This is a genomic window from Ancylobacter sp. 3268, from assembly GCF_031456575.1.
In the GTDB taxonomy this organism is placed as follows: Bacteria; Pseudomonadota; Alphaproteobacteria; order Rhizobiales; family Xanthobacteraceae; genus Ancylobacter.
In genome coordinates this window covers 1-17,559 of sequence record NZ_JAVDUX010000036.1, presented here as the reverse complement: position 1 = coordinate 17,559, position 17,559 = coordinate 1, and the positions used below count along the sequence as shown (strand labels likewise).

Genomic DNA, 17,559 nt, shown 5'->3' with positions numbered 1-17,559 from the left:
ACGAACGCCACGCCGACCTCTATCGCGCTTTCCTCACAATCGCCGCCGCCATCATCGCTTTCAGGGCCCGCACGAGGTTTTGTTAGGCGCTCTAAGCCGCTGCTGCCCTCGCGCGCCCGGAATGCGGCCTCGAACTCCTCTCGTGTGGTCGCCCCGGCGGCGACGCTACCGAAACCCTCCTCGACCGAGCCGGTCGCCAGCATGAACGCGGCGACCACTTCGTCGAACGGGCGTTCGGACACATGGACGCAGTGCCGAACCTCAATCGTACGGCTCATCTGTCGCTCCTGTGAGAAGGCCCACTGTTCCTTTCACATCACGCCCGGTTGATTCAGGCGTCGAGGAAGAGCGCCGTGTGAGCGACGAACAGCTCCGGGTACTGGGAACTGCGATCCATGGCCGGAGTCCGGATAGAGGATCAGTTGAGCGTCCGGAATGTGCTGCTGAAGCGTGAACGAATTGATCGTCGGCACCATGATGTCGTTGTGCCCGTTGACCACGAGGGTGGGCTGGCGGATTTCCTTGAGATAGGCGTAGCGCTCGCCGCGCGGTTCGCGCCACTCGCCGATCGCTGCCGCCTGCGCCTTCAGCGTATCGATCGAAGACGGCGGGTCCTGATCCTGCCGCTCATGGCGGCGCGCCCAGAAGGCCCGGCCTGCCGCCTGGCTCGCCTCGGAGGGCGAGAAGAACAGGTAGAGGAAATCCTCTTCCGTCGGCACGGGGTTGCCCGCGACCTGCAGAATCTTCGGGTCGGGGTTGGTCTCGCCGTTACGCGGCCCGGTGCCGACGAGCACGAGCTTGCGAACGAGATCCGGGTAACGATGGGCGTAACTCTGCGCAACGAAGCCGCCAATGGAGAAGCCGAGCACGTCGACCTGTGAGAGGCCGAGCGCCTTGACGAAGGCGGCACCGCCATCGGCCATGCCGTCGACCGTCGTTGCATTCTCGCCGGAAGAGCTCGCGACACCGGCATAGTTGAACAAGATCACCGGACGGCCGATGGCAAGACCGTCGGTGACCAGCGGGTCCCAATTATCGAGGCCGCCACGGAAGTGCTGGAAGAACAGCAGCGGCGTGCCGGTCTCGGCGCCAAAGCGCCGGTAGCCGTAACGCACTCCATCGGCTTCGACATACTGCGTCGGCGCAGTGATATGGGTGTCGGTCATCTCGTCCTCACTTGGTGTTCGAAACTCTCGGATGTTCAAAACCGCTGGGGGCGAATGGCGGGCAGACCATTGCCGCCCGCCCGCTTGCGCCGGTCTCAGCCCGCCAGCGCCGGATAGTCGATGTAGCCCTTGGCGCCGCCGCCATAGAGGGTGGTCGGATCGAGCTGGTTCAGCGCGGCCCCTGTCTTCAGGCGCTCGACGAGATCGGGATTGGCGATGAACGGACGGCCAAAGGCGAAGAGGTCAGCCTCGCCAGCAGCCAGATGCTGCCTCGCGAGATCGAGGTCATAGCCATTGTTGGCGATGTAGGTGTTCTTGAAGCGGCTGCGCAGCGCGGCAAAGTCGAACGGCGCCACATCGCGCGGACCACCGGTGGCGCCTTCCACGACGTGGATATAGACGATCCCGAGGCCATTCAGCTTCTCTGCGACGTAGTTGAACTGCTCCTGTTCCTCGCCGGTGATCACGGTGCCACTTGCCGGCGATATTGGCGACAGGCGAATACCAGTGCGGTCAGCGCCGATCTCCTTGGCGACCGCTTCCACCACTTCGAGCAGCAGACGGGCGCGGTTCTCGACGGATCCGCCATAGGCGTCGGTACGCACATTCGAGGAACTGCGCAGGAACTGGTCGAGCAGATAGCCATTGGCGCCATGGACCTCGACGCCGTCGAAACCGGCCTCAATGGCGTTGGATGCGGTCTTGCGAAAGTCCTCGACGATCCCCGCGATTTCGTTCGCCTCCAGCGCTCGCGGCTCGGAGACATCGGCAAAGCCGTTGTTGACGAAAGTCTTAGTCTCGGCCCGGATCGCCGACGGCGCGACAGGCACCTCGCCGCCGTGGAGATCAACATGGCTGACGCGGCCGACATGCCAGAGCTGGGCGAAAATGCGTCCACCCTTGGCGTGCACGGCGTCGGTCACCTTGTGCCAGGCCGCGACCTGCTCGGGCGTATAGAGGCCCGGCGTGTTCTGGTAGCCCTGCGCCTGCTTCGAGATCTGGGTCGCCTCGGTGATCACGAGGCCCGCGCCGGCGCGCTGCGAATAGTATTCCGCTGCGAACTCACTCGGGACAAGGCCCTCGCCGGCGCGGTTGCGTGTCAGCGGTGCGAGCACCACGCGGTTGGAAAGAGTGATCCTGCCCAGCGTGTAGGGCTCGAAAAGTGCTGCTTCGGTCATTGGCGTCCTTCGTCGCGATTGGCGCGCTTAAGCGCGATCTTCATCCAAAAATTGTGGGAAGGCCTCTGGGTCGGCCCCACAATGATGATGATCATCATGCTTAAACATGATATCTGTCATGAAAGATGTCAAACCCGCCTGGGCCGTAATTCGCACGAGGAGATGACAATGCCGGATGGGACTGCAAAACCTCTCGCGCTCGTGACCGGAGTGGGTCCTGGCACCGGCTCCGCGATCTCCCGCCGCTTTGCCAAAGGCGGCTACCGCGTGGCGATGCTGGCCCGCGATCTCGCGAGGTTGAGGCGCCTGGAGGAAGAAATTCCGGACTCCATTGGGATCGCCTGCGACGTGACCGATCCTGCGGCACTGGAGAAGGCGATCTCCGAGGTCGGCGTGCCCAAGGTCGTAGTGCACAACGCGGTTGGGGGCGCTTTCGGCTCGTTCATGGAGATCGAACCAGAGGTCTTGCGGCGCAATTTCGAGATCAACACAATGGCGCTCCTTCATCTCGCCCGGTTGACCACTCCCGCTATGGTCCAGGTGGGCGAAGGGGCGCTGATTGTCACCGGGAATACGTCGGCGCTGCGCGGGAGACCCAATTTCGCCGGCTTCGCGCCGACCAAGGCGGCGCAGCGGATCCTGTCGGAAGCGATAGCCCGCGAGCTCGGCCCGAAAGGGGTCCATGTCGCCTATCTGATCATAGACGCGGTGATCGACGTGCCGCGGCAGCGCGAGCGCTTTCCCGACAAGGCGGATGACTTCTTCATCCAGCCGGCCTCGATCGCGGAGGAGGTGTTCCACCTCGCTCACCAGCCGCGCGACGCGCGGTCGTTCCTGGCGGAGCTTCGGCCGTTCCACGAGCCTTGGTGACTGGTACGCGCGAATGAGAGCACGCAACGGGGCCGTCAAATGGAGGCCCCAAGATGCCAACCTATGTTTGCTGGTCGGCCGTAGGCCTGCTCTCCACCGAGCAGCGCGCACAGATTGCTAAGGCGATCACCACCATCCACGCCGACATCAGAAGCGGACGCTCCGAGGAGCAGAAAAAGGCCATATTGGAGCGGATCGCCACGAAATTCAGCGCGATCACGCGAGGCGCAAGGGAGGATGTCTGGGTCTATCTTTCGGATATCGCCGCCGAAGGCGTGCTCGAGTTCGGCCAGGTCCTGCCGCAGACCGGGCAGGAAGAGGTCTGGTTCGCCAAGCTCCCGACAGCCCTTCAGGAGCGCCTCAAAGCGCTTTCATGACCAGGCACGCGAACTGACCGGCCAGTAGTTCAGGCGTCGAGAAACATCAGCGCCTTGCCGACGAAGGCCGCGTGGTTCTGGAAGATGCCGCCATGCCCGGCATCCTCGTAGATAACGAGTTCGGCGTTCGGCAGGCGGCGGGCGAGGTCGCGGGAATTGGCGGTAGGCACCATGATGTCGTGATCGCCATTGGCGACCAGCACCGGCTGCGTGACCTTCGACAGGTCCTGTGGCGGCTGAAGACCCCAGGCCTTGATGGCCTTCAGTTGCCCCAGCAGCAGGCCGAGCGTCGCCGGCTTGTCGCGATCGACCGTTCGCAGCTTCAGCCTGTCGAGGAAGGCCTTCGCGGCACGCCGGCCATTGGCGGTCGAGGTGAAGAACAGATAGGTCTTCGGGTCGGTGAGCGTCAGCAACCCCTTCAGCATCAGCGGCCATGATACCGGGCCGACGCGCGCGATGCCCTCGCCGCCGGCCGGCCCGGTCCCCGCCAGAATGACCTTCCGGATCAGAGCGGGGTGGTCGAGGACGATCTGCTGGGCGACGAAGCCACCTAGCGAGAATCCGATCAGATCGACCTCCTCGAAGCCGAGCGTACGGATCACGGCGACCGCGTCACGCGCCATCTCCGCCACCGTGAGCGGCGGCTTGCCGCCCGATCCCCCGACACCGCGATAGTCGAGCGCGAGGATCGGCCGCGTGGACGCGAGGCCATCGACGATAGCCGCATCGAAATTGTCCAGCGTCGCGCCCCAATGGTTCAGCAAGACGACCGGAACGCCGGAGGCAGCACCGAGGCGCCGGTAGGCGAAGGTCGTTCCGGCGGCCTCGACTGCTCTGTTCGGCGTGTCTTTCCAACGCGTCGTCGAAGTCGTCGGAAATGGATCTACTGTGGTCACGACGATGTCCTGACTTCTGCGCCGCGCAAGGGCGCGGCTATTTCACCTTGACGACGACCTTGCCCTTGGCGCGGCCAGAGTCGACATAGGCCAAGGCCTCGTTGGTGGCCTCGAACGGAAAGACCCGGTCGATGATGGGACGGATCGTGCCGTCTTCGATCAGCGCGGCAATCCGGCTCAGTTGCTCGCCGCTGGCGCGCATGAACAGGAACGAATAATCGACCTGCCGCGCCGCCGCCTTGCGGCGGATCCCCAAGCTCAGAAGCCAGATGACCTGTCGCAGCACCCAGTTCAGGCCCCGCTCCCTGGCGAAGGCCGAATCAGGGGGGCCGGAAATCGAGATCAACTTGCCGCCGGGCTTGAGCGTTTTGAGCGATTTCTCCAGCGTCGTGGCGTCGAGGCTGTTGAGCGCCACTTCGTAGCCCGAGAGCTCCCGTTCGAACTGCCGGGCGCGGTAGTCGATCACGACATCTGCGCCGAGGCTTCTGACCAGATCGGCATTTGCGGCACTGGCGGTCGTCGCAACCGTCGCGCCGAGGTGCTTGGCGAGTTGGATGGCGAAGGTCCCAACCCCGCCGGAGCCGGCATGGATAAGCACCTTCTGCCCATTCTCGAGTTTCGCTCGGTCGACCAAAACCTGCCAGGCGGTCAAGCCGACCAACGGGATGGACGCGGCCTCTTCCATCGTGAGGTTCTTCGGCTTCCGGGCGACATCTGCTTCATCGATGGCTATGAACTGCGCGAAAGTGCCGATGCGGCCGTCGCGCGGGCGGGCATAGACCTCATCCCCGACCTCGAAGCGACGCACATTCGCGCCGGTCCTGACCACGACCCCAGCCACGTCATGGCCGAGCACGAAAGGCGGCTTGTACGGCAAGATCAGCTTGAACTCGCCGTCGCGGAGTTTGGTATCGAGCTGGTTAAGCCCGGTCGCATGGATCTCGACAAGGACGTCGTCGGCTCCCACGCTCGGTTCCGGAATATTGCCGAACCGCAGGGCGCTCTTCTTTTTATAGGCGTCGAGGATGAAGGCTTTCATCATGTTCTCTTTCGATGAGCCGGCGACGTCGCGATCACGTTAAAGTCCTAGGCGTTGACGTCGACAACGGTACGGCCCTGAACCTGCCCCTGAATAATCCTGACTGCGATTTCGGGAACCTCCGCCAACCCCACAACGGTCGTCGTCCTCGCCAGCTTGTTCAGATCGAGATCCCTCGCCAGCCTGGACCAGGCTTCGAGCCGGGCTTCCTGCGGCGCGTTGACAGAATCGATGCCCGCGAGCGTGACGTTGCGCAGGATGAACGGCAGGACTGTTGCGGGAAGGTCTATCCCTTGGGCGAGGCCGCAAGCCGTCACGACGCCCCGATACTTCGTTTGCGCCAGCACATTGGCGAGTGTGTAGCTGCCAACGGAATCCACCGCACCCGCCCAGCGCTCGCTTGCGATCGGCTTGCCCGGCTCGGAGAGCGTCTTTCGGTCGATAATCTCCGCCGCGCCGAGCTCACGCAGATAGTCGGCCTCATCGAGGCGGCCCGTCGAGGCCACGACCCGGTAGCCGAGATTGGAGAGCAGCGCGATCGCGACTGAGCCGACACCGCCATTGGCACCGGTGACGAGGATATCTCCGCAGCCCGGCGTGATGCGGCCATGCTCGAGCGCCAGCACGCACAGCATGGCGGTGTATCCGGCCGTGCCGATCGCCATTGCATCCCTGGTCGAGAATTCCTCAGGAAGCTTGACGATCCAGTCGCCGTTGACCCGGGCCTTCTGGGCGTAGCCGCCGTGATGGGTCTGGCTCAGCCCCCAACTGTTAACCACCACCTTGTCCCCGACCGCGACACCGGGATAGCTCGACGCCTCCACCGTACCGGCGAGATCGACGCCGGGGATCATCGGAAATTGCTGGATAATCGGCGCCTTGCCGGTCAGCGCCATGCCGTCTTTGTAGTTCACGGTCGAGTACTCCACCGCGATCGTGACATCGCCGGCCATGAGGTCTGCGTCCGCGAAATCGACCAGATCGGTCGACAGCTTGTCCCCTGCCTTGGTCGCCAGCAGCGCCTTGAACGTCATGGGTTCATCCTCCGATCGTTGTTGGAATGATGTCGAGCGATTTCACTTGCGCGTCCGATAGCGCTCGGCGGCATGTTCCTGCCTGACATTTGGGAGGATGGCCTGTCGCGCCGCCTGCAAGGCGTCCCATTGGCCCGCATCGGGCAGCGGCGGAATAGTGATCGGCTCACGGCGATCGAACCCGACCAGCGCCGCATCGACGAGTTCTCCGACCTCCATCACGCCCGAGAGCGTGTCGACGTCGACGCCCGAATGGCCCCAGATCTCCGTGCGTGTAGCGGCGGGGAGAACCGCCTGGACATAAACGCCCTTGAGTCCCAGCTCGAGGGTGAGCCCCTGGGACAGGAACGTCACAAATGCCTTGGTCGCGCCGTAGACCGACATGGCGAACTCCGGCGCCAACCCGACGACCGATGAGATATTGACGATCGCCCCTGACCCCGCTGTGGCGAAGCGTGGCGCCACCGCACTGGCGAGCCGCGCGACGGCCGTCGTGTTGAGCGCGATGAGCCGAGCGACGTCTTCGGTCTTCTGTTCGGCGAAGCTGCCGGGAATGTTGCCACCGGCATTGTTGACGAGAACACCGATGCGGTCATCGTCACGCAGGCGCGCCTCAACCTTAGCGAGATCACCGGGGTCGGTAAGGTCGGCCTGCACGACGTCGACCGCGACGCCTGCTTCCGCGCGCAGCCTTGCGGCGACGGCATCGAGGCGCGTCTTATTGCGTGCCACTAGGACGAGATCATGGCCGCGGCGGGCGAAACGGTCGGCGTAAGTTGCTCCGATGCCGGTTGATGCGCCGGTGATGAGAACGATTGGCTTCGTGCTTGCTAAAGAGGTCACGATCGGATGCCTTTAAACATGACGGTTATCATCAATACATCTATATGACAGCCATCATGAAACTGTCAATCCGGTGGCACCCGGTTCGCGGGGACGAACGTCCTACTGGCAGGACGCCTGATGCTCGCCCGCTTAGCAGCGCATGCTCCACGCATTGCGAAAACTACCGCGCCGATGTATTTATGACAGATATCATATTTGCGATAAGCGCTGTCTTTCGATGGCTATGACGAGGAGCTTTGGGAAATGAAGGTCAGTCGGGAGCAGATGGCAGAGAATCGTCTGCGGATCCTCGACGCCGCGAGCCGCCTGTTCCGCGAGAAGGGTTTCGACGCCGTCACGGTGGCAGAGGTCATGAAAGCCGCCGGCCTCACCCATGGCGGCTTCTATGGCCATTTTGAATCGAAGGACGATCTCGTTGCTCAGGCCATCACGCGGGCTCTGGAGACGAGGGCCGGCACGACGCTCGATCTCGACGCCTACATCGCGAGTTATCTGTCACCAGCCCATCGCGATAATCCAGGGGGAGGCTGTCCAACGGCAGGGCTGGCCGCCCAGACGCGTCACCAGAGTGAAGCGGCACGTGCGGCGATGACCGAGGGATTTCGCGGCCAATTGGAAAGAATGACTGCCGCCCTGCCGGACGGCGACGATATCGAACGAAGGCGCAACGCGATCGCGACATTATCAGCCATGGTCGGGGCCGTGATCCTGTCGCGGGCTATCGATGATCCTGAATTGGCTGACGAGGTGCTGGAAGCGACGCGAGCCAGGATAGAAGCGTCAGTCGGCAAGGGCGCTATCTCGAACATGCCGGCCGTCGGGCGATCCTGATGCAAGGGCAGGTTGTCACCGGAGAATCCCATGGCGGCTGCTCACAAGGCGGGCCAACTTGAACATTACTGGCGGTGCGATCGGGCAGATAATGTCCGGACCTAACGGAAGCCGCCATTGGCAAGTGTCGCCGGGACTGACTGCAAAGTCCCAGTTCCCGTCGTTTGATCGATCAGTCGATCAGATCGGAGAAACCGGCAGATCCAAAGAGCGAGTGCATGTCGGCAATCGGAGGGCGAGGCGGAAATAACCGCCAAACGCCCGAAATGGCCGCCGTTAGGCTGCAAATGCCGCCGAACCCCGCCGATAACCGCACAACACCAAGTATCCTCCTAATTATCAAAAGGTTATGACGATCTCGTAGTTCTCATCTTCATCGGGCACTGCCCGCCACCTTGGCTGAAATCGCCTTCTGGGCGAACAATTTGCCGCCGATAGCCCGATATTCCCGCCGATCACCGCATTACATCGTGCAGTACAGCAGACTACCGATGCCTCGCTGTCGCCCGCAAATTTTGTGTGTGTGAAAATAAGTGGTGGAGGATTGGAAGGTTTCGGGCCAAATATTTAGGAAAGCTGCCATTAATCTGCGCCAGATTGGCTACTCTAGCACGATGCCAGCCTTCTCCGCACAGTAGACACGTTCGCGCGCCTGCTCGATGATTCGCCGATTGTAGCGGGCCAGCATTGGGCGATTGTTCTTCGTCACCGTCACATTGATTGTGGCCTGGGGGCGCTGCCGCCAGGCGGCTAAGGCATTAGCCACAAACGCAGGTGCGGCGCGGCCTTCGACCAAGGTCGCAGCGTCGGCGAAAACGTAGTCCACGAAGGCGGTGGAGCACAGATTGAAGGACATCGCCATGTGCGCGCCGTCTGGAATGGGCTGGCAGTAGCTTCGATCCGAAAGCAGGCAGACGTCTTGGTCGTAGGTCCAGACAAAGGCTGCGGCCTGCGTGTCGCGCGCCTCAAACAGCCCTTTGATCATGCCTTCGAACAGGTTCGGCTGGTCATCCCCGATCTGCATCAACAGAACGAAGATCAGCCGGAGCCACTCGACATAGGTCTCCTGCGATACGTCGAGTTGCCGGCACAGGTGGACCTGGTGCGGCTTCTGTCCGTTGACGATCCGTCGATAGACGGCGAGCAGTTCCGGATCGGTCGGCTCGTACTGTCCAACGCCGGGAAAGCTGTTCAACACCTTCTGGATGCAGAAGGGATTGCGGACGAAGTTCAGCAGCTTCGCGGCGAACAGGTCGATAAGCTCAGTCTTGATGTCCGCGCTGCCCGCTGCCAGCTTCTCGAGCAATCCTTTGGTATGGATCGCGACGTTCGCTTCGTACCTGTGGAACAGCGCCTCGAGGTTCATGCGCAGCGGTCCGCCTCCCGGCACATCGAAGCTGAAGAGGTCCAGCATCGACAAGGTCGATGCGATCGCACGCCCGCGGGGGTTCTCCAGCTCAATCCGGTAAGCCTCTCGATCCGCGATGCGAAACGAGCAGATCCGGAAATTACCGCCGGTGCTGTTCGGGTTGCTCGCGTTGAGCCTCTGCTCAACCTGCGACACAAAGTGCTGATTGCGTGTCTCGTTACCGCGCATGCTCTGACGTCTGTCTCCCTTGATCGTAGCACGGCCGCCACTGCAGTGGCGGCGCCGGGATCGCGCGACAGTATGCGTATTCGCCTCAAAGGCAGCTAAGGGGCTTGGCGCGCGCCACTTTGTCTGATCGCCTTGAAGGCGCAAACCTGCCGCCGATAGCCCGATATTCCTGCCGGTCACCGCATGATATCATACGAGACAGCAGACCACCGATTCCACGCTGTCGCCCGCTGTTTGTGGGTCTGAAAGGGGGCCGGGAGCGGACGGGCAGCTTCCCTACTCGCGTCGCCAGTCCAGACATCACGGCGAATTGCCCAAGGACGGAGCTGACGTAGGGCTGGTCGCGTGCGAAAGTTCGTAGGGTACCGCATCTTCGTTCGCGTCCCGCGGAGGGAGGCCTCCACCTCAGCCCATGTCGCAGAGGATGAAGAGAGCCATGACCTCGGCCCTTAGCTTCCAGACCAAGCCCCTCCACTTCATCGAGGACCTGCAGCAGCCGGTGAAGGGCTACGACATCGACATCGAGCAGTTCGAGGCGGGCGCCTTCCAGGGATCGCTCATTCACGGCGCTGCAGACGACGTTCTCGTTAGTTTCGGCCGCTTCAACAGGGGCGTGCGCTCGCGCGGCATCTGGAGCGGCGACAAGGTGGTGCTGGGCCTCCTGGTCGGCTGCAGCCAGCGCGCTACCCAGAGGTCAGTCGATGCCTCGCCGGGAAGCCTCGTTTGTTGCCCCGCCGGCCATGAGCATGACAGCACCTATCGCGGGCACTCCTCCTTCGCCGGCCTTGCCTTCGATGCCCGGTCCGCGCCATCCCTCTTCGGGTCCTATGGCGAGCGTCTTGCCGATGCTGATCTTCGGGACTTCGTGCATGTCCGACCGCCGCAGGAGCTAGGCGACCGGGTCACCGCTCGCTTGGCGAGGATCGTCCCTCGGCTGGCCGCGGCGACCCTGTCCGAGGCTGGCGCACGCTATTGGAGCCGGGCCATCGTGGAAGCCTTCGCCGCGCTCCTCACCACCGGCCTTCGCTCGCCGGAGCGGGACAGGCCAATCCCCTCCGCCCGGATCGTCCGGCAGGTCGGGGACCTTGTCGGGCCGAACCTGTCCCAGCTGCATCACATCTCCGACATCTGCCGCGCGCTCAACGTCTCCCGGCGCACGCTTCACCGCGCCTTCGACGACGTCGTCGGGATCGGACCCGTGACCTATCTCCGCCATAAGCGCCTCAACGCGGCACGCCGCGCACTCCAGACCGCAGCCCCGCCCGGCCAGACCGTCACCAGGATCGCGCTCGATCATGGCTTCGACGATGTCGGGCGCTTCTGCGCATATTACCAGAATATGTTTGGAGAATACCCTCTCAATACATTGAAGAAACGTCATTAGCTCGAGCTGGAGCAGCAACTCGCGCCAAAGTGATGAGGGTTTTACCGGTTCATCTGTTTGTTGCTGTGGAGTGGCACAAGCTACGTACGGGCTGACGATGGAGGTAAGGTAAGCTTTCGACTGATCGTCGAGAGCTGGCGAAACGCTATGATGCCCGTGATCAAGAGCGGCCGCGTCCGGCAGCGACACATGATGTGGCAGAGTGCGGAATGCCGTTCATCGACATCTTCGCGTGGATCGTCCTCCTCGTCGCTGTGGTGACACTCGCCGCGATCGTGGTTGCGCTGGGCATCATGCCCGGCCGCATCGCCCGCCGCCGCAACCATCCCTGGGCGGACGCAGTCTCGGTGGGAAGCTGGGCGACGCTTGTCTTCGGCCTCGTCTTCTGGCCGCTCGTGTTGATTTGGGCCCACGTGGATTGGCCCACCAGACGGGGCGGGCCGACATGATCGTCGTGCTCCTCAACAGCTATATCGCCCTGCTGGCCCTCTTCGTCTGGCTGCGCTTCATCCCCTTCAACGCGTTCTGGAAGCTCTCACCCGTCCTCGTCCTCCTCGCTCTCCTCGTCGGCCTGTTCATCCCGATGGGGTGGGGCGCGCCGTCGGGCCCGGTGGCGGTGGTCCGCAACGCCGTCGCGATTACGCCCTCCGTAGCGGGCGAGGTGGTTGAAGTGCCGGTCCAGGCCAACACGCCGCTCAAGGCGGGCGACGTCCTATTCCGCATCGATCCGACCATATATGAGGCACAGACGCGCGGCATCGAGGCGCAGCTCCAGCTCGCCGCTCTCCGCCTCGAGCAGTTCACGACCCTGCAGCGCGCGGACACCGGCCGAGCCTTTGACGTCCAGCAGAGACAGGCAGAGCGCGACCAGCTCCAGGCGGCCCTCGACGGCGCCAAATGGAGCCTCGACCGGACGACGGTGCGGGCGCCGGCCGACGGCTACGTCACCAACCTTGCTCTGCGCGAGGGCGCGCGCGTCACCGGGCAGTCGCCCGTGATGGCCTTCATCGACACGTCCGACACGCTGATCGGGATGGAGATCGCGCAGAACGACGCCCGCTTCGTCGAAGCCGGCCAGCCGGCAGAGGTCACATTCAAGATGTTCCCGGGGCAGGTCTTCGCAGGCAGGGTCGAGGCCGTGCTGCAGGCCGTCGCGACGGGGCAGACGGAGGTGGGCGGTGCGGCCGTGGCGCCACCGGCCATCGCGCCAACCCCCTTCGTGGTGCGGATACGGCTCGACGAGCGAGCGCTTGCGGCCCGCCTGCCCGCCGGCAGCACCGGGACGGCGGCGATCTACACCGAGCACGTCAAGCCGGCGCATGTGATCCGCAAGGTGATACTGCGGCAGACGGCGATTCTCAACTACGTGAACCCTTTCTAAGGCTCAAGCCATGAGACACTGCTTCCCCTGTGCCCGGGCCGGTCTCGTTGCCGCTGCATTGAACGCAGTCACAATTGCCACGCTCGCCACCGTCGCCGCGGCGATGCCTGCCGTAGCGCAAACTCTCCCCGCTGATAGCCTAGTCGGCCGCCAGATCCAGCGTCGCGCGACCGAGGCCGTCATATGGGGCATGCCGGCGGTCAATTATGACCTGATGTTCCAAGCTGCGTTGAAGGCAGGAGCGAAGGAGAACCAGATCGTCTACTGGTCGAACTTCCTCGACTGGAGGAACCAGACGCTCACGCCCAATCCCACCACAATCTACCTGATGCCGTTCCTCAACATGAAGGATGTTGGTCCCATGGTCGTGGAGATCCCACCGGCCGAGGGTGGCTCGATCACGGGAACCATCTTCGATGCGTGGCAAGTGGCGCTCGAGGACGTTGGTCCGGCCGGTGCGGACAAAGGCAAGGGCGGAAAATACCTCGTCCTTCCGCCGAGCTACGGCGGGACCGTGCCGAACGGCTACATCGTGCTTCCGTCGCGTACCAACATGGCTGGCGCACTTCTGAGGTCCAATGTCGCCAGCGGCTCCGCTGCAGACATCGCGAACGCAGTGGCTTACAGCAAGCAGATCAAGCTTTACCCTCTGTCCAGCGCTGCCAACCCGCCGCCGACTGCATTTGTCGATGCGATTAGCGCCGAGTTCGACAGCACGATCCCTTACGACACCCGCTTCTTCCAATCCCTTGATCGCTTCGTGCAAAGGGAGCCGTGGCTGGAGCGTGACAGGGCTATGATCGACCTGCTCAAGTCAATTGGGGTTGAACAGGGCAAGCCTTTCGCTCCCAGCGCCGAGGCACGCAAGCTCCTCGATCAGGCTGCCATCGAAGCCCACGCCGTGCTGGATCAGGGCTACGAGGCTCTGTTCTCGCCATACTACCCGGAGGTGCAATGGGCGCTTCCGCTTACGCCTGAACTCACCAAGGGATTGTCCGACGACTTTGCAGAGCCTGGTGTCTATCCCACCGATACACGTGGTGTCTTCTTCTCGATGGCGTTCTCCAGCGTGAAGCACCTGGGGACAGGTCAGTTCTATCTGGTGGCGCTCCGCGACAGGGTAGGTCAGCCGCTCCAAGGCGACCAGACCTATCGCCTGAGGATGCCTGCCAATGTGCCGGCGAAGCTCTACTGGTCGGCCACCGTCTACGACCGTGTGACGCACGCCCTGATCCGCGACCAAAAATGGCCGTCCCGTGGCTCGACGACGCCGGGACTGCAAATCAATCCGGACGGGTCGGTCGATCTCTTCTTCGGACCGAAGCCGCCAGTCGGCAAGGAGTCGAACTGGGTTCCCACGCAGCCGGGCCGCGGCTGGGAGATCATGATGCGCTTCTACGGGCCCCAAAAGCCGCTCTTCGACAAGACATGGGTGCTGCCGGATGTCGAGAAGATCGCCGTGTCGCCACCCGCTTCCGTTTTGAAGGGCCAGTAAGGGAGATTACCTATGGACCGCCGCGCGTTTCTCTCGACCTCCGCCTTTGCCGCGCTGGCCGCGGCTTCGACAACCCACCTGCCGGCCTTTCTCGATCCTATCGGGGCCGTCTATGCGCAGACAGGCGCCGGCCCGAAGCCGGCGACCGAGCACACGCTCGCCGCCAACAGAAAGGTGCTGGAGACGCTGCCCTTCAACAATCGCCAGGATTTCGAGGACGCCACGCGCGGGCTCATTGCGCGTCCTGAGACGCTCACGATCCGCGACGCCGCCGGGGGCGTGGTGTGGGATCTTGAGGCCTACAAGACGTTCATCGACGTCGACAAGCCCGCGCCCGACACCGTCAACCCCAGCCTCTGGCGCAACGCCCAGCTCAACATGCAGCACGGCCTTTTCCGCGTGCATGACCGGATTGTTCAAGTCAGGGGCTACAATCTCGCCAATGTCACGTTCGTCCAAGGCGACACGGGCTGGATCGTGCTCGACGCCGGCAGCGACCTTGAGAGCACGAAGGTCGCGTATGAACTCGTCACCGAGCATCTCGGCGAGCGTCCCGTGCTGGCTGTCGTCTACAGCCATTCTCACGGCGATCACTATGGTGGCGTGCGTGCGCTCGTTGATGAAGCGGATGTCACAGCCGGCAAGGTGCAGATCTTGGCGCCGCTGCACTTCACCGAGCATGCCATCAGCGAGTTCGTGATCGCTGGCAACGCTATGGGTCGGCGCGGTATATACATGTACGGCCCGCTTCTGCCGCGCAATGCCCAGGGCGGTGTCAATGCCGGCCTCGGCCAGACCGTCAGCCATGGGACCACGGGGCTTATATTACCGAGCCGCGAGGTGAAGGAGACGGGAGAGGAGATCACAATCGACGGGGTGCGCATGGTGTTCCAGCTGACCCCCGGTACCGAGGCTCCTGCCGAGATGAACACCTATCTCCCGCAGTTCCGGGCGATGTGGATGGCGGAGAACACCACCAACACGATGCACAACATCCTGACGCTGCGCGGCGCCCAGGTCCGCAACGCGCTCAACTGGGCCAAGTACATCAACGAGACGATCGAGCTCTATGGCGACAGCACGGACGTCAAGTTCCAGGCCCACCATTGGCCGATGTGGGGAAGCGAGAGGATTGTCGATTATTGGAAGAAGCAGCGCGACCTCTACAAGTACATTCACGATCGGTCAGTGCACCTGATGAACAAGGGATACACAGGGGTCGAGATCTCGAACCTCATCAAGCTGCCGCCGGAGCTCGACGAGGCGTGGTTCAATCGCGGCTACTATGGGTCCCTTAAGCACAATTCCCGCGCCGTCTATCAGTTTTACATGGGCTTTTATGACGGCAACCCGACGACCCTCGACCAGCTGCCGCCGGAAGAGGCGGCGAAGAAGTACGTCGACTACATGGGCGGCACCTCGGCCGTGCTCGAGAAGGCGAAGGCGGATTTCGACAGGGGCGAGTATCGCTGGGTGGCGGAGGCCCTTAAGCACGTCGTCTTCGCAGATCCTGCCAATGCGGACGCCAAGGCACTTCTCGCCGACGCCTATGAGCAGATGGGCTACCAGGCCGAGAGCGGGCCGTGGCGCTCGGTCTACCTGCAGGGTGCCCTCGAGCTGCGGCGCGGCGTGCCGGATGCGGGATCGATCGACACGGCGGGCCCGGACACGATCCGCGCCATGCCGCCGGAAATGTCGTTCGACTATCTCGCGGTGCAGCTCGATGCGGACAAGGCCGCCGGCAAGACGCTGTCGCTGACCATCGACTTCAGTGACCTGAGGGAGGCCTACGCCCTGACGATCGAGAATGGCGTCCTCAATTACTCGAAGAAGCCGGCCAAGACCGATGCGAAGCTCACGCTCGCCAAGGCGACTTTCGACCGATTGCAGACCGGCGAGCTTTCGGCAGACGCCGCCATGACCTCCGGCGACATCGCGGTGGATGGCGACAATTCGGCTCTGAAGGAGTTCGTCGACCTGTTCGAGAAGCCGCCCTTCTGGTTCAACATCGTCACGCCGTAAAGGCTCACCATGCGCTCCCCGGTTCCTGCCACCCTTGCCCTCGCTTTGGCGTCCCCGGCTCTTGCCGCGGACCTCTCCGTTCCCATGGCGCCACCCGAGCCGCCGCCCCTCGTGGTGGAGGGACCGACATTCTCGTTCACCGCCTATCTCTGGGCCGCCGGCCTCACTGGCCGCTCGTCAACCCTGCCGCCGCTCCCCACCACCGACATCGACATCTCTTTTGTCGACGCCCTTCCAGATTTCGACGGCGGCATCATGGGCGCTGGCGAGATCAGCTGGGGGCGCTGGCACTTTTTGACCGACATCATGCTGTCGCAGGTCAGCCCCGAAGGCTCTCTCCTCGGCGCCGACGTCGAGCTGCGCACGCGCAGCATCACGCTGCAGCAGGACGTGCTCTACCGCGTCTACTCCGACGCCACGGTCGATCTCGATCTCGGCGCCGGCCTGCGCTACTGGCACCTCGACAACCGACTCAAGATCGGCCCGACCGCGCTCGTCCCGGGCGGTGTCGACTACGACGTCAACGAGGACTGGGTCGATCCCGTCCTCGCGGCGCGGGCCATCGTCCGAGTCAGCGGCCCCTGGAGCCTCACCCTGGCCGGCGACATTGGCGGATTCGACGTCGGCTCCAAGCTCACCTACGAAGTCGTCGGCCTCGTCAACTACCGGTGGAGCGACAGCTGGACCTTCCATACCGGCTACCGCCTCCTGTCGGTCGACTACGAGAACGGCGATTTCCTCTACGACGTGCGCCAGCACGGTCCGATGCTGGCCGCGACCTACAAATTCTAGGAAGGGAACGGCAGACTTCGACGAACGGCAGCTTTCGGCGAGCCGGCGCTTGCAGACAAATGGCCGGTTTAAGGGCGCAAACCTGCCGCCAAATGCACGATATTGCCGCCGATTGATACGTAAACGCCGCCGAAAACCACCGATGGCCGCGTGGCGTTGAATATTTTCATATTTGTCAGAGGTTTATCACTATCTCATAGTTCTCATCTTCATCGGGCGCTGCCCGCCAGTTAATTTCGGTAACCATTTGGTTTTACATCACTTTTAGCGTAATCGCTAATGCTATGTCGCTATTTCACCCCACATTTTTGATTTGCTGCCGCCGCCTTTGACATCCGAATGATGCCCTGTCGTTGGTCGACCTTGAACGGCGTCGAGCCACTGTCGCGGTAGCGCCAGCAGCAGACCTTGCCGAGCGCGTGTCTGAGCGTCAGGTATGGGGCGGAGGCTGTGTGAAAACCCCTGATTTTGCTATGTTTAGGCACTGCTTCGGAGGTGCCAGATGGGACGTTTTGTCGAGGCTGCCGACCGTCATCAGGCGAGCTTTCTGCCCGCGTGTTTGGAGGACTATGTCGATCCCGACAATCCGGTCCGCATCATCGATGCCTTTGTCGATGAACTCGATCTTGCCGAGCTCGGTTTTGCCCGCGT

Annotated in this window: 17 protein-coding genes and 1 pseudogene; 10 read left to right on the top strand and 8 right to left on the bottom strand. The window is 62.9% G+C overall.

What is annotated here, in order from left to right:
- The 3 genes from J2X65_RS26380 to J2X65_RS26370 form a co-directional block, all read right to left on the bottom strand.
- The coding region (locus tag J2X65_RS26380; protein WP_310208319.1) for a hypothetical protein at positions 1-278 on the bottom strand (278 nt) is incomplete at its 3' end.
- A 33-nt stretch (positions 279-311) separates the two neighbouring features.
- Positions 312-1,166 carry an alpha/beta hydrolase gene (locus J2X65_RS26375; protein WP_310208316.1) on the bottom strand — a complete coding sequence of 285 codons (855 nt, stop codon included), beginning with the start codon at positions 1,164-1,166 and terminating at the stop codon, positions 312-314.
- Positions 1,167-1,261: 95 nt separating this feature from the next.
- The gene (locus J2X65_RS26370; RefSeq protein WP_310208313.1) at positions 1,262-2,344 is read right to left on the bottom strand and encodes an alkene reductase; all 1,083 of its coding nucleotides are present in this window, start codon (positions 2,342-2,344) and stop codon (positions 1,262-1,264) included.
- Positions 2,345-2,425: 81 nt separating this feature from the next.
- Between J2X65_RS26370 and J2X65_RS26365 the strand changes: the two genes are divergently transcribed.
- Both J2X65_RS26365 and J2X65_RS26360 read left to right on the top strand, forming a co-directional pair.
- On the top strand, positions 2,426-3,214 hold the full coding sequence (locus tag J2X65_RS26365; protein WP_310208310.1) for an SDR family NAD(P)-dependent oxidoreductase: 789 nt from the start codon (positions 2,426-2,428) through the stop codon (positions 3,212-3,214).
- A gap of 53 nt (positions 3,215-3,267) precedes the next feature.
- On the top strand, positions 3,268-3,591 hold the full coding sequence (locus tag J2X65_RS26360) for a hypothetical protein (RefSeq protein ID WP_310208307.1): 324 nt from the start codon (positions 3,268-3,270) through the stop codon (positions 3,589-3,591).
- A gap of 29 nt (positions 3,592-3,620) precedes the next feature.
- On the opposite strand, the gene J2X65_RS26355 is transcribed toward J2X65_RS26360, so the two are convergent.
- From J2X65_RS26355 to J2X65_RS26340, 4 genes are read right to left on the bottom strand one after another with little or no spacing between them, the layout of a single operon-like run.
- The gene (locus J2X65_RS26355; protein ID WP_310208304.1) at positions 3,621-4,487 is read right to left on the bottom strand and encodes an alpha/beta hydrolase; all 867 of its coding nucleotides are present in this window, start codon (positions 4,485-4,487) and stop codon (positions 3,621-3,623) included.
- Between the two features lie 37 nt (positions 4,488-4,524).
- The gene (locus J2X65_RS26350) at positions 4,525-5,526 is read right to left on the bottom strand and encodes an NADP-dependent oxidoreductase (protein ID WP_310208321.1); all 1,002 of its coding nucleotides are present in this window, start codon (positions 5,524-5,526) and stop codon (positions 4,525-4,527) included.
- A gap of 47 nt (positions 5,527-5,573) precedes the next feature.
- The gene (locus J2X65_RS26345; protein WP_310208301.1) at positions 5,574-6,560 is read right to left on the bottom strand and encodes an MDR family oxidoreductase; all 987 of its coding nucleotides are present in this window, start codon (positions 6,558-6,560) and stop codon (positions 5,574-5,576) included.
- Between the two features lie 42 nt (positions 6,561-6,602).
- Positions 6,603-7,403, bottom strand: a complete 801-nt coding sequence (locus J2X65_RS26340; protein WP_310208299.1) for an SDR family oxidoreductase — start codon at positions 7,401-7,403, stop codon at positions 6,603-6,605.
- A 246-nt stretch (positions 7,404-7,649) separates the two neighbouring features.
- Between J2X65_RS26340 and J2X65_RS26335 the strand changes: the two genes are divergently transcribed.
- Positions 7,650-8,237: a helix-turn-helix domain-containing protein gene (locus tag J2X65_RS26335; protein ID WP_310208297.1), complete on the top strand. Its 588-nt coding sequence runs from the start codon at positions 7,650-7,652 to the stop codon at positions 8,235-8,237.
- Positions 8,238-8,838: 601 nt separating this feature from the next.
- Here J2X65_RS26335 and J2X65_RS26330 read toward each other — a convergent pair.
- Positions 8,839-9,834, bottom strand: coding sequence for a hypothetical protein (locus J2X65_RS26330; protein ID WP_310208294.1), 996 nt, complete (start codon positions 9,832-9,834; stop codon positions 8,839-8,841).
- Between the two features lie 436 nt (positions 9,835-10,270).
- On the opposite strand from J2X65_RS26330, the gene J2X65_RS26325 reads away from it, so the two are divergent.
- The 7 genes and pseudogenes from J2X65_RS26325 to J2X65_RS26295 form a co-directional block, all read left to right on the top strand.
- On the top strand, positions 10,271-11,218 hold the full coding sequence (locus J2X65_RS26325; RefSeq protein ID WP_310208291.1) for a helix-turn-helix transcriptional regulator: 948 nt from the start codon (positions 10,271-10,273) through the stop codon (positions 11,216-11,218).
- Positions 11,219-11,427: 209 nt separating this feature from the next.
- A complete protein-coding gene (locus tag J2X65_RS26320) occupies positions 11,428-11,667 on the top strand; it encodes a DUF3302 domain-containing protein (protein ID WP_310208288.1) in 240 nt (79 codons plus the stop codon).
- Positions 11,664-12,599 carry an efflux RND transporter periplasmic adaptor subunit gene (locus J2X65_RS26315; RefSeq protein WP_310208285.1) on the top strand — a complete coding sequence of 312 codons (936 nt, stop codon included), beginning with the start codon at positions 11,664-11,666 and terminating at the stop codon, positions 12,597-12,599. Before J2X65_RS26320 ends, J2X65_RS26315 begins: the two co-directional genes overlap by 4 nt.
- A gap of 10 nt (positions 12,600-12,609) precedes the next feature.
- Positions 12,610-14,094: a DUF1254 domain-containing protein gene (locus J2X65_RS26310; protein WP_310208283.1), complete on the top strand. Its 1,485-nt coding sequence runs from the start codon at positions 12,610-12,612 to the stop codon at positions 14,092-14,094.
- Between the two features lie 12 nt (positions 14,095-14,106).
- On the top strand, positions 14,107-16,116 hold the full coding sequence (locus tag J2X65_RS26305; protein WP_310208280.1) for an alkyl sulfatase dimerization domain-containing protein: 2,010 nt from the start codon (positions 14,107-14,109) through the stop codon (positions 16,114-16,116).
- Between the two features lie 84 nt (positions 16,117-16,200).
- On the top strand, positions 16,201-16,908 hold the full coding sequence (locus J2X65_RS26300) for a hypothetical protein (RefSeq protein WP_310208277.1): 708 nt from the start codon (positions 16,201-16,203) through the stop codon (positions 16,906-16,908).
- Positions 16,909-17,410: 502 nt separating this feature from the next.
- Positions 17,411-17,559 (top strand): annotated as a pseudogene (locus J2X65_RS26295) (IS5/IS1182 family transposase); the annotation flags it as partial.

Excerpts from the sequence above, each read along its gene's own strand:
- J2X65_RS26305 (WP_310208280.1), top strand. The coding sequence starts at position 14,107 with ATGGACCGCCGCGCGTTTCTCTCGACCTCCGCCTTTGCCGCGCTGGCC.
- J2X65_RS26300 (WP_310208277.1), top strand. The coding sequence starts at position 16,201 with ATGGCGCCACCCGAGCCGCCGCCCCTCGTGGTGGAGGGACCGACATTC.
- J2X65_RS26335 (WP_310208297.1), top strand. The coding sequence starts at position 7,650 with ATGAAGGTCAGTCGGGAGCAGATGGCAGAGAATCGTCTGCGGATCCTC.
- J2X65_RS26365 (WP_310208310.1), top strand. The coding sequence starts at position 2,426 with ATGATGATGATCATCATGCTTAAACATGATATCTGTCATGAAAGATGT.
- J2X65_RS26375 (WP_310208316.1), bottom strand. The coding sequence starts at position 1,166 with ATGACCGACACCCATATCACTGCGCCGACGCAGTATGTCGAAGCCGAT.
- J2X65_RS26320 (WP_310208288.1), top strand. The coding sequence starts at position 11,428 with ATGCCGTTCATCGACATCTTCGCGTGGATCGTCCTCCTCGTCGCTGTG.
- J2X65_RS26310 (WP_310208283.1), top strand. The coding sequence starts at position 12,610 with ATGAGACACTGCTTCCCCTGTGCCCGGGCCGGTCTCGTTGCCGCTGCA.
- J2X65_RS26315 (WP_310208285.1), top strand. The coding sequence starts at position 11,664 with ATGATCGTCGTGCTCCTCAACAGCTATATCGCCCTGCTGGCCCTCTTC.
- J2X65_RS26350 (WP_310208321.1), bottom strand. The coding sequence starts at position 5,526 with ATGAAAGCCTTCATCCTCGACGCCTATAAAAAGAAGAGCGCCCTGCGG.
- J2X65_RS26345 (WP_310208301.1), bottom strand. The coding sequence starts at position 6,560 with ATGACGTTCAAGGCGCTGCTGGCGACCAAGGCAGGGGACAAGCTGTCG.
- J2X65_RS26370 (WP_310208313.1), bottom strand. The coding sequence starts at position 2,344 with ATGACCGAAGCAGCACTTTTCGAGCCCTACACGCTGGGCAGGATCACT.
- J2X65_RS26360 (WP_310208307.1), top strand. The coding sequence starts at position 3,268 with ATGCCAACCTATGTTTGCTGGTCGGCCGTAGGCCTGCTCTCCACCGAG.
- J2X65_RS26330 (WP_310208294.1), bottom strand. The coding sequence starts at position 9,834 with ATGCGCGGTAACGAGACACGCAATCAGCACTTTGTGTCGCAGGTTGAG.
- J2X65_RS26325 (WP_310208291.1), top strand. The coding sequence starts at position 10,271 with ATGACCTCGGCCCTTAGCTTCCAGACCAAGCCCCTCCACTTCATCGAG.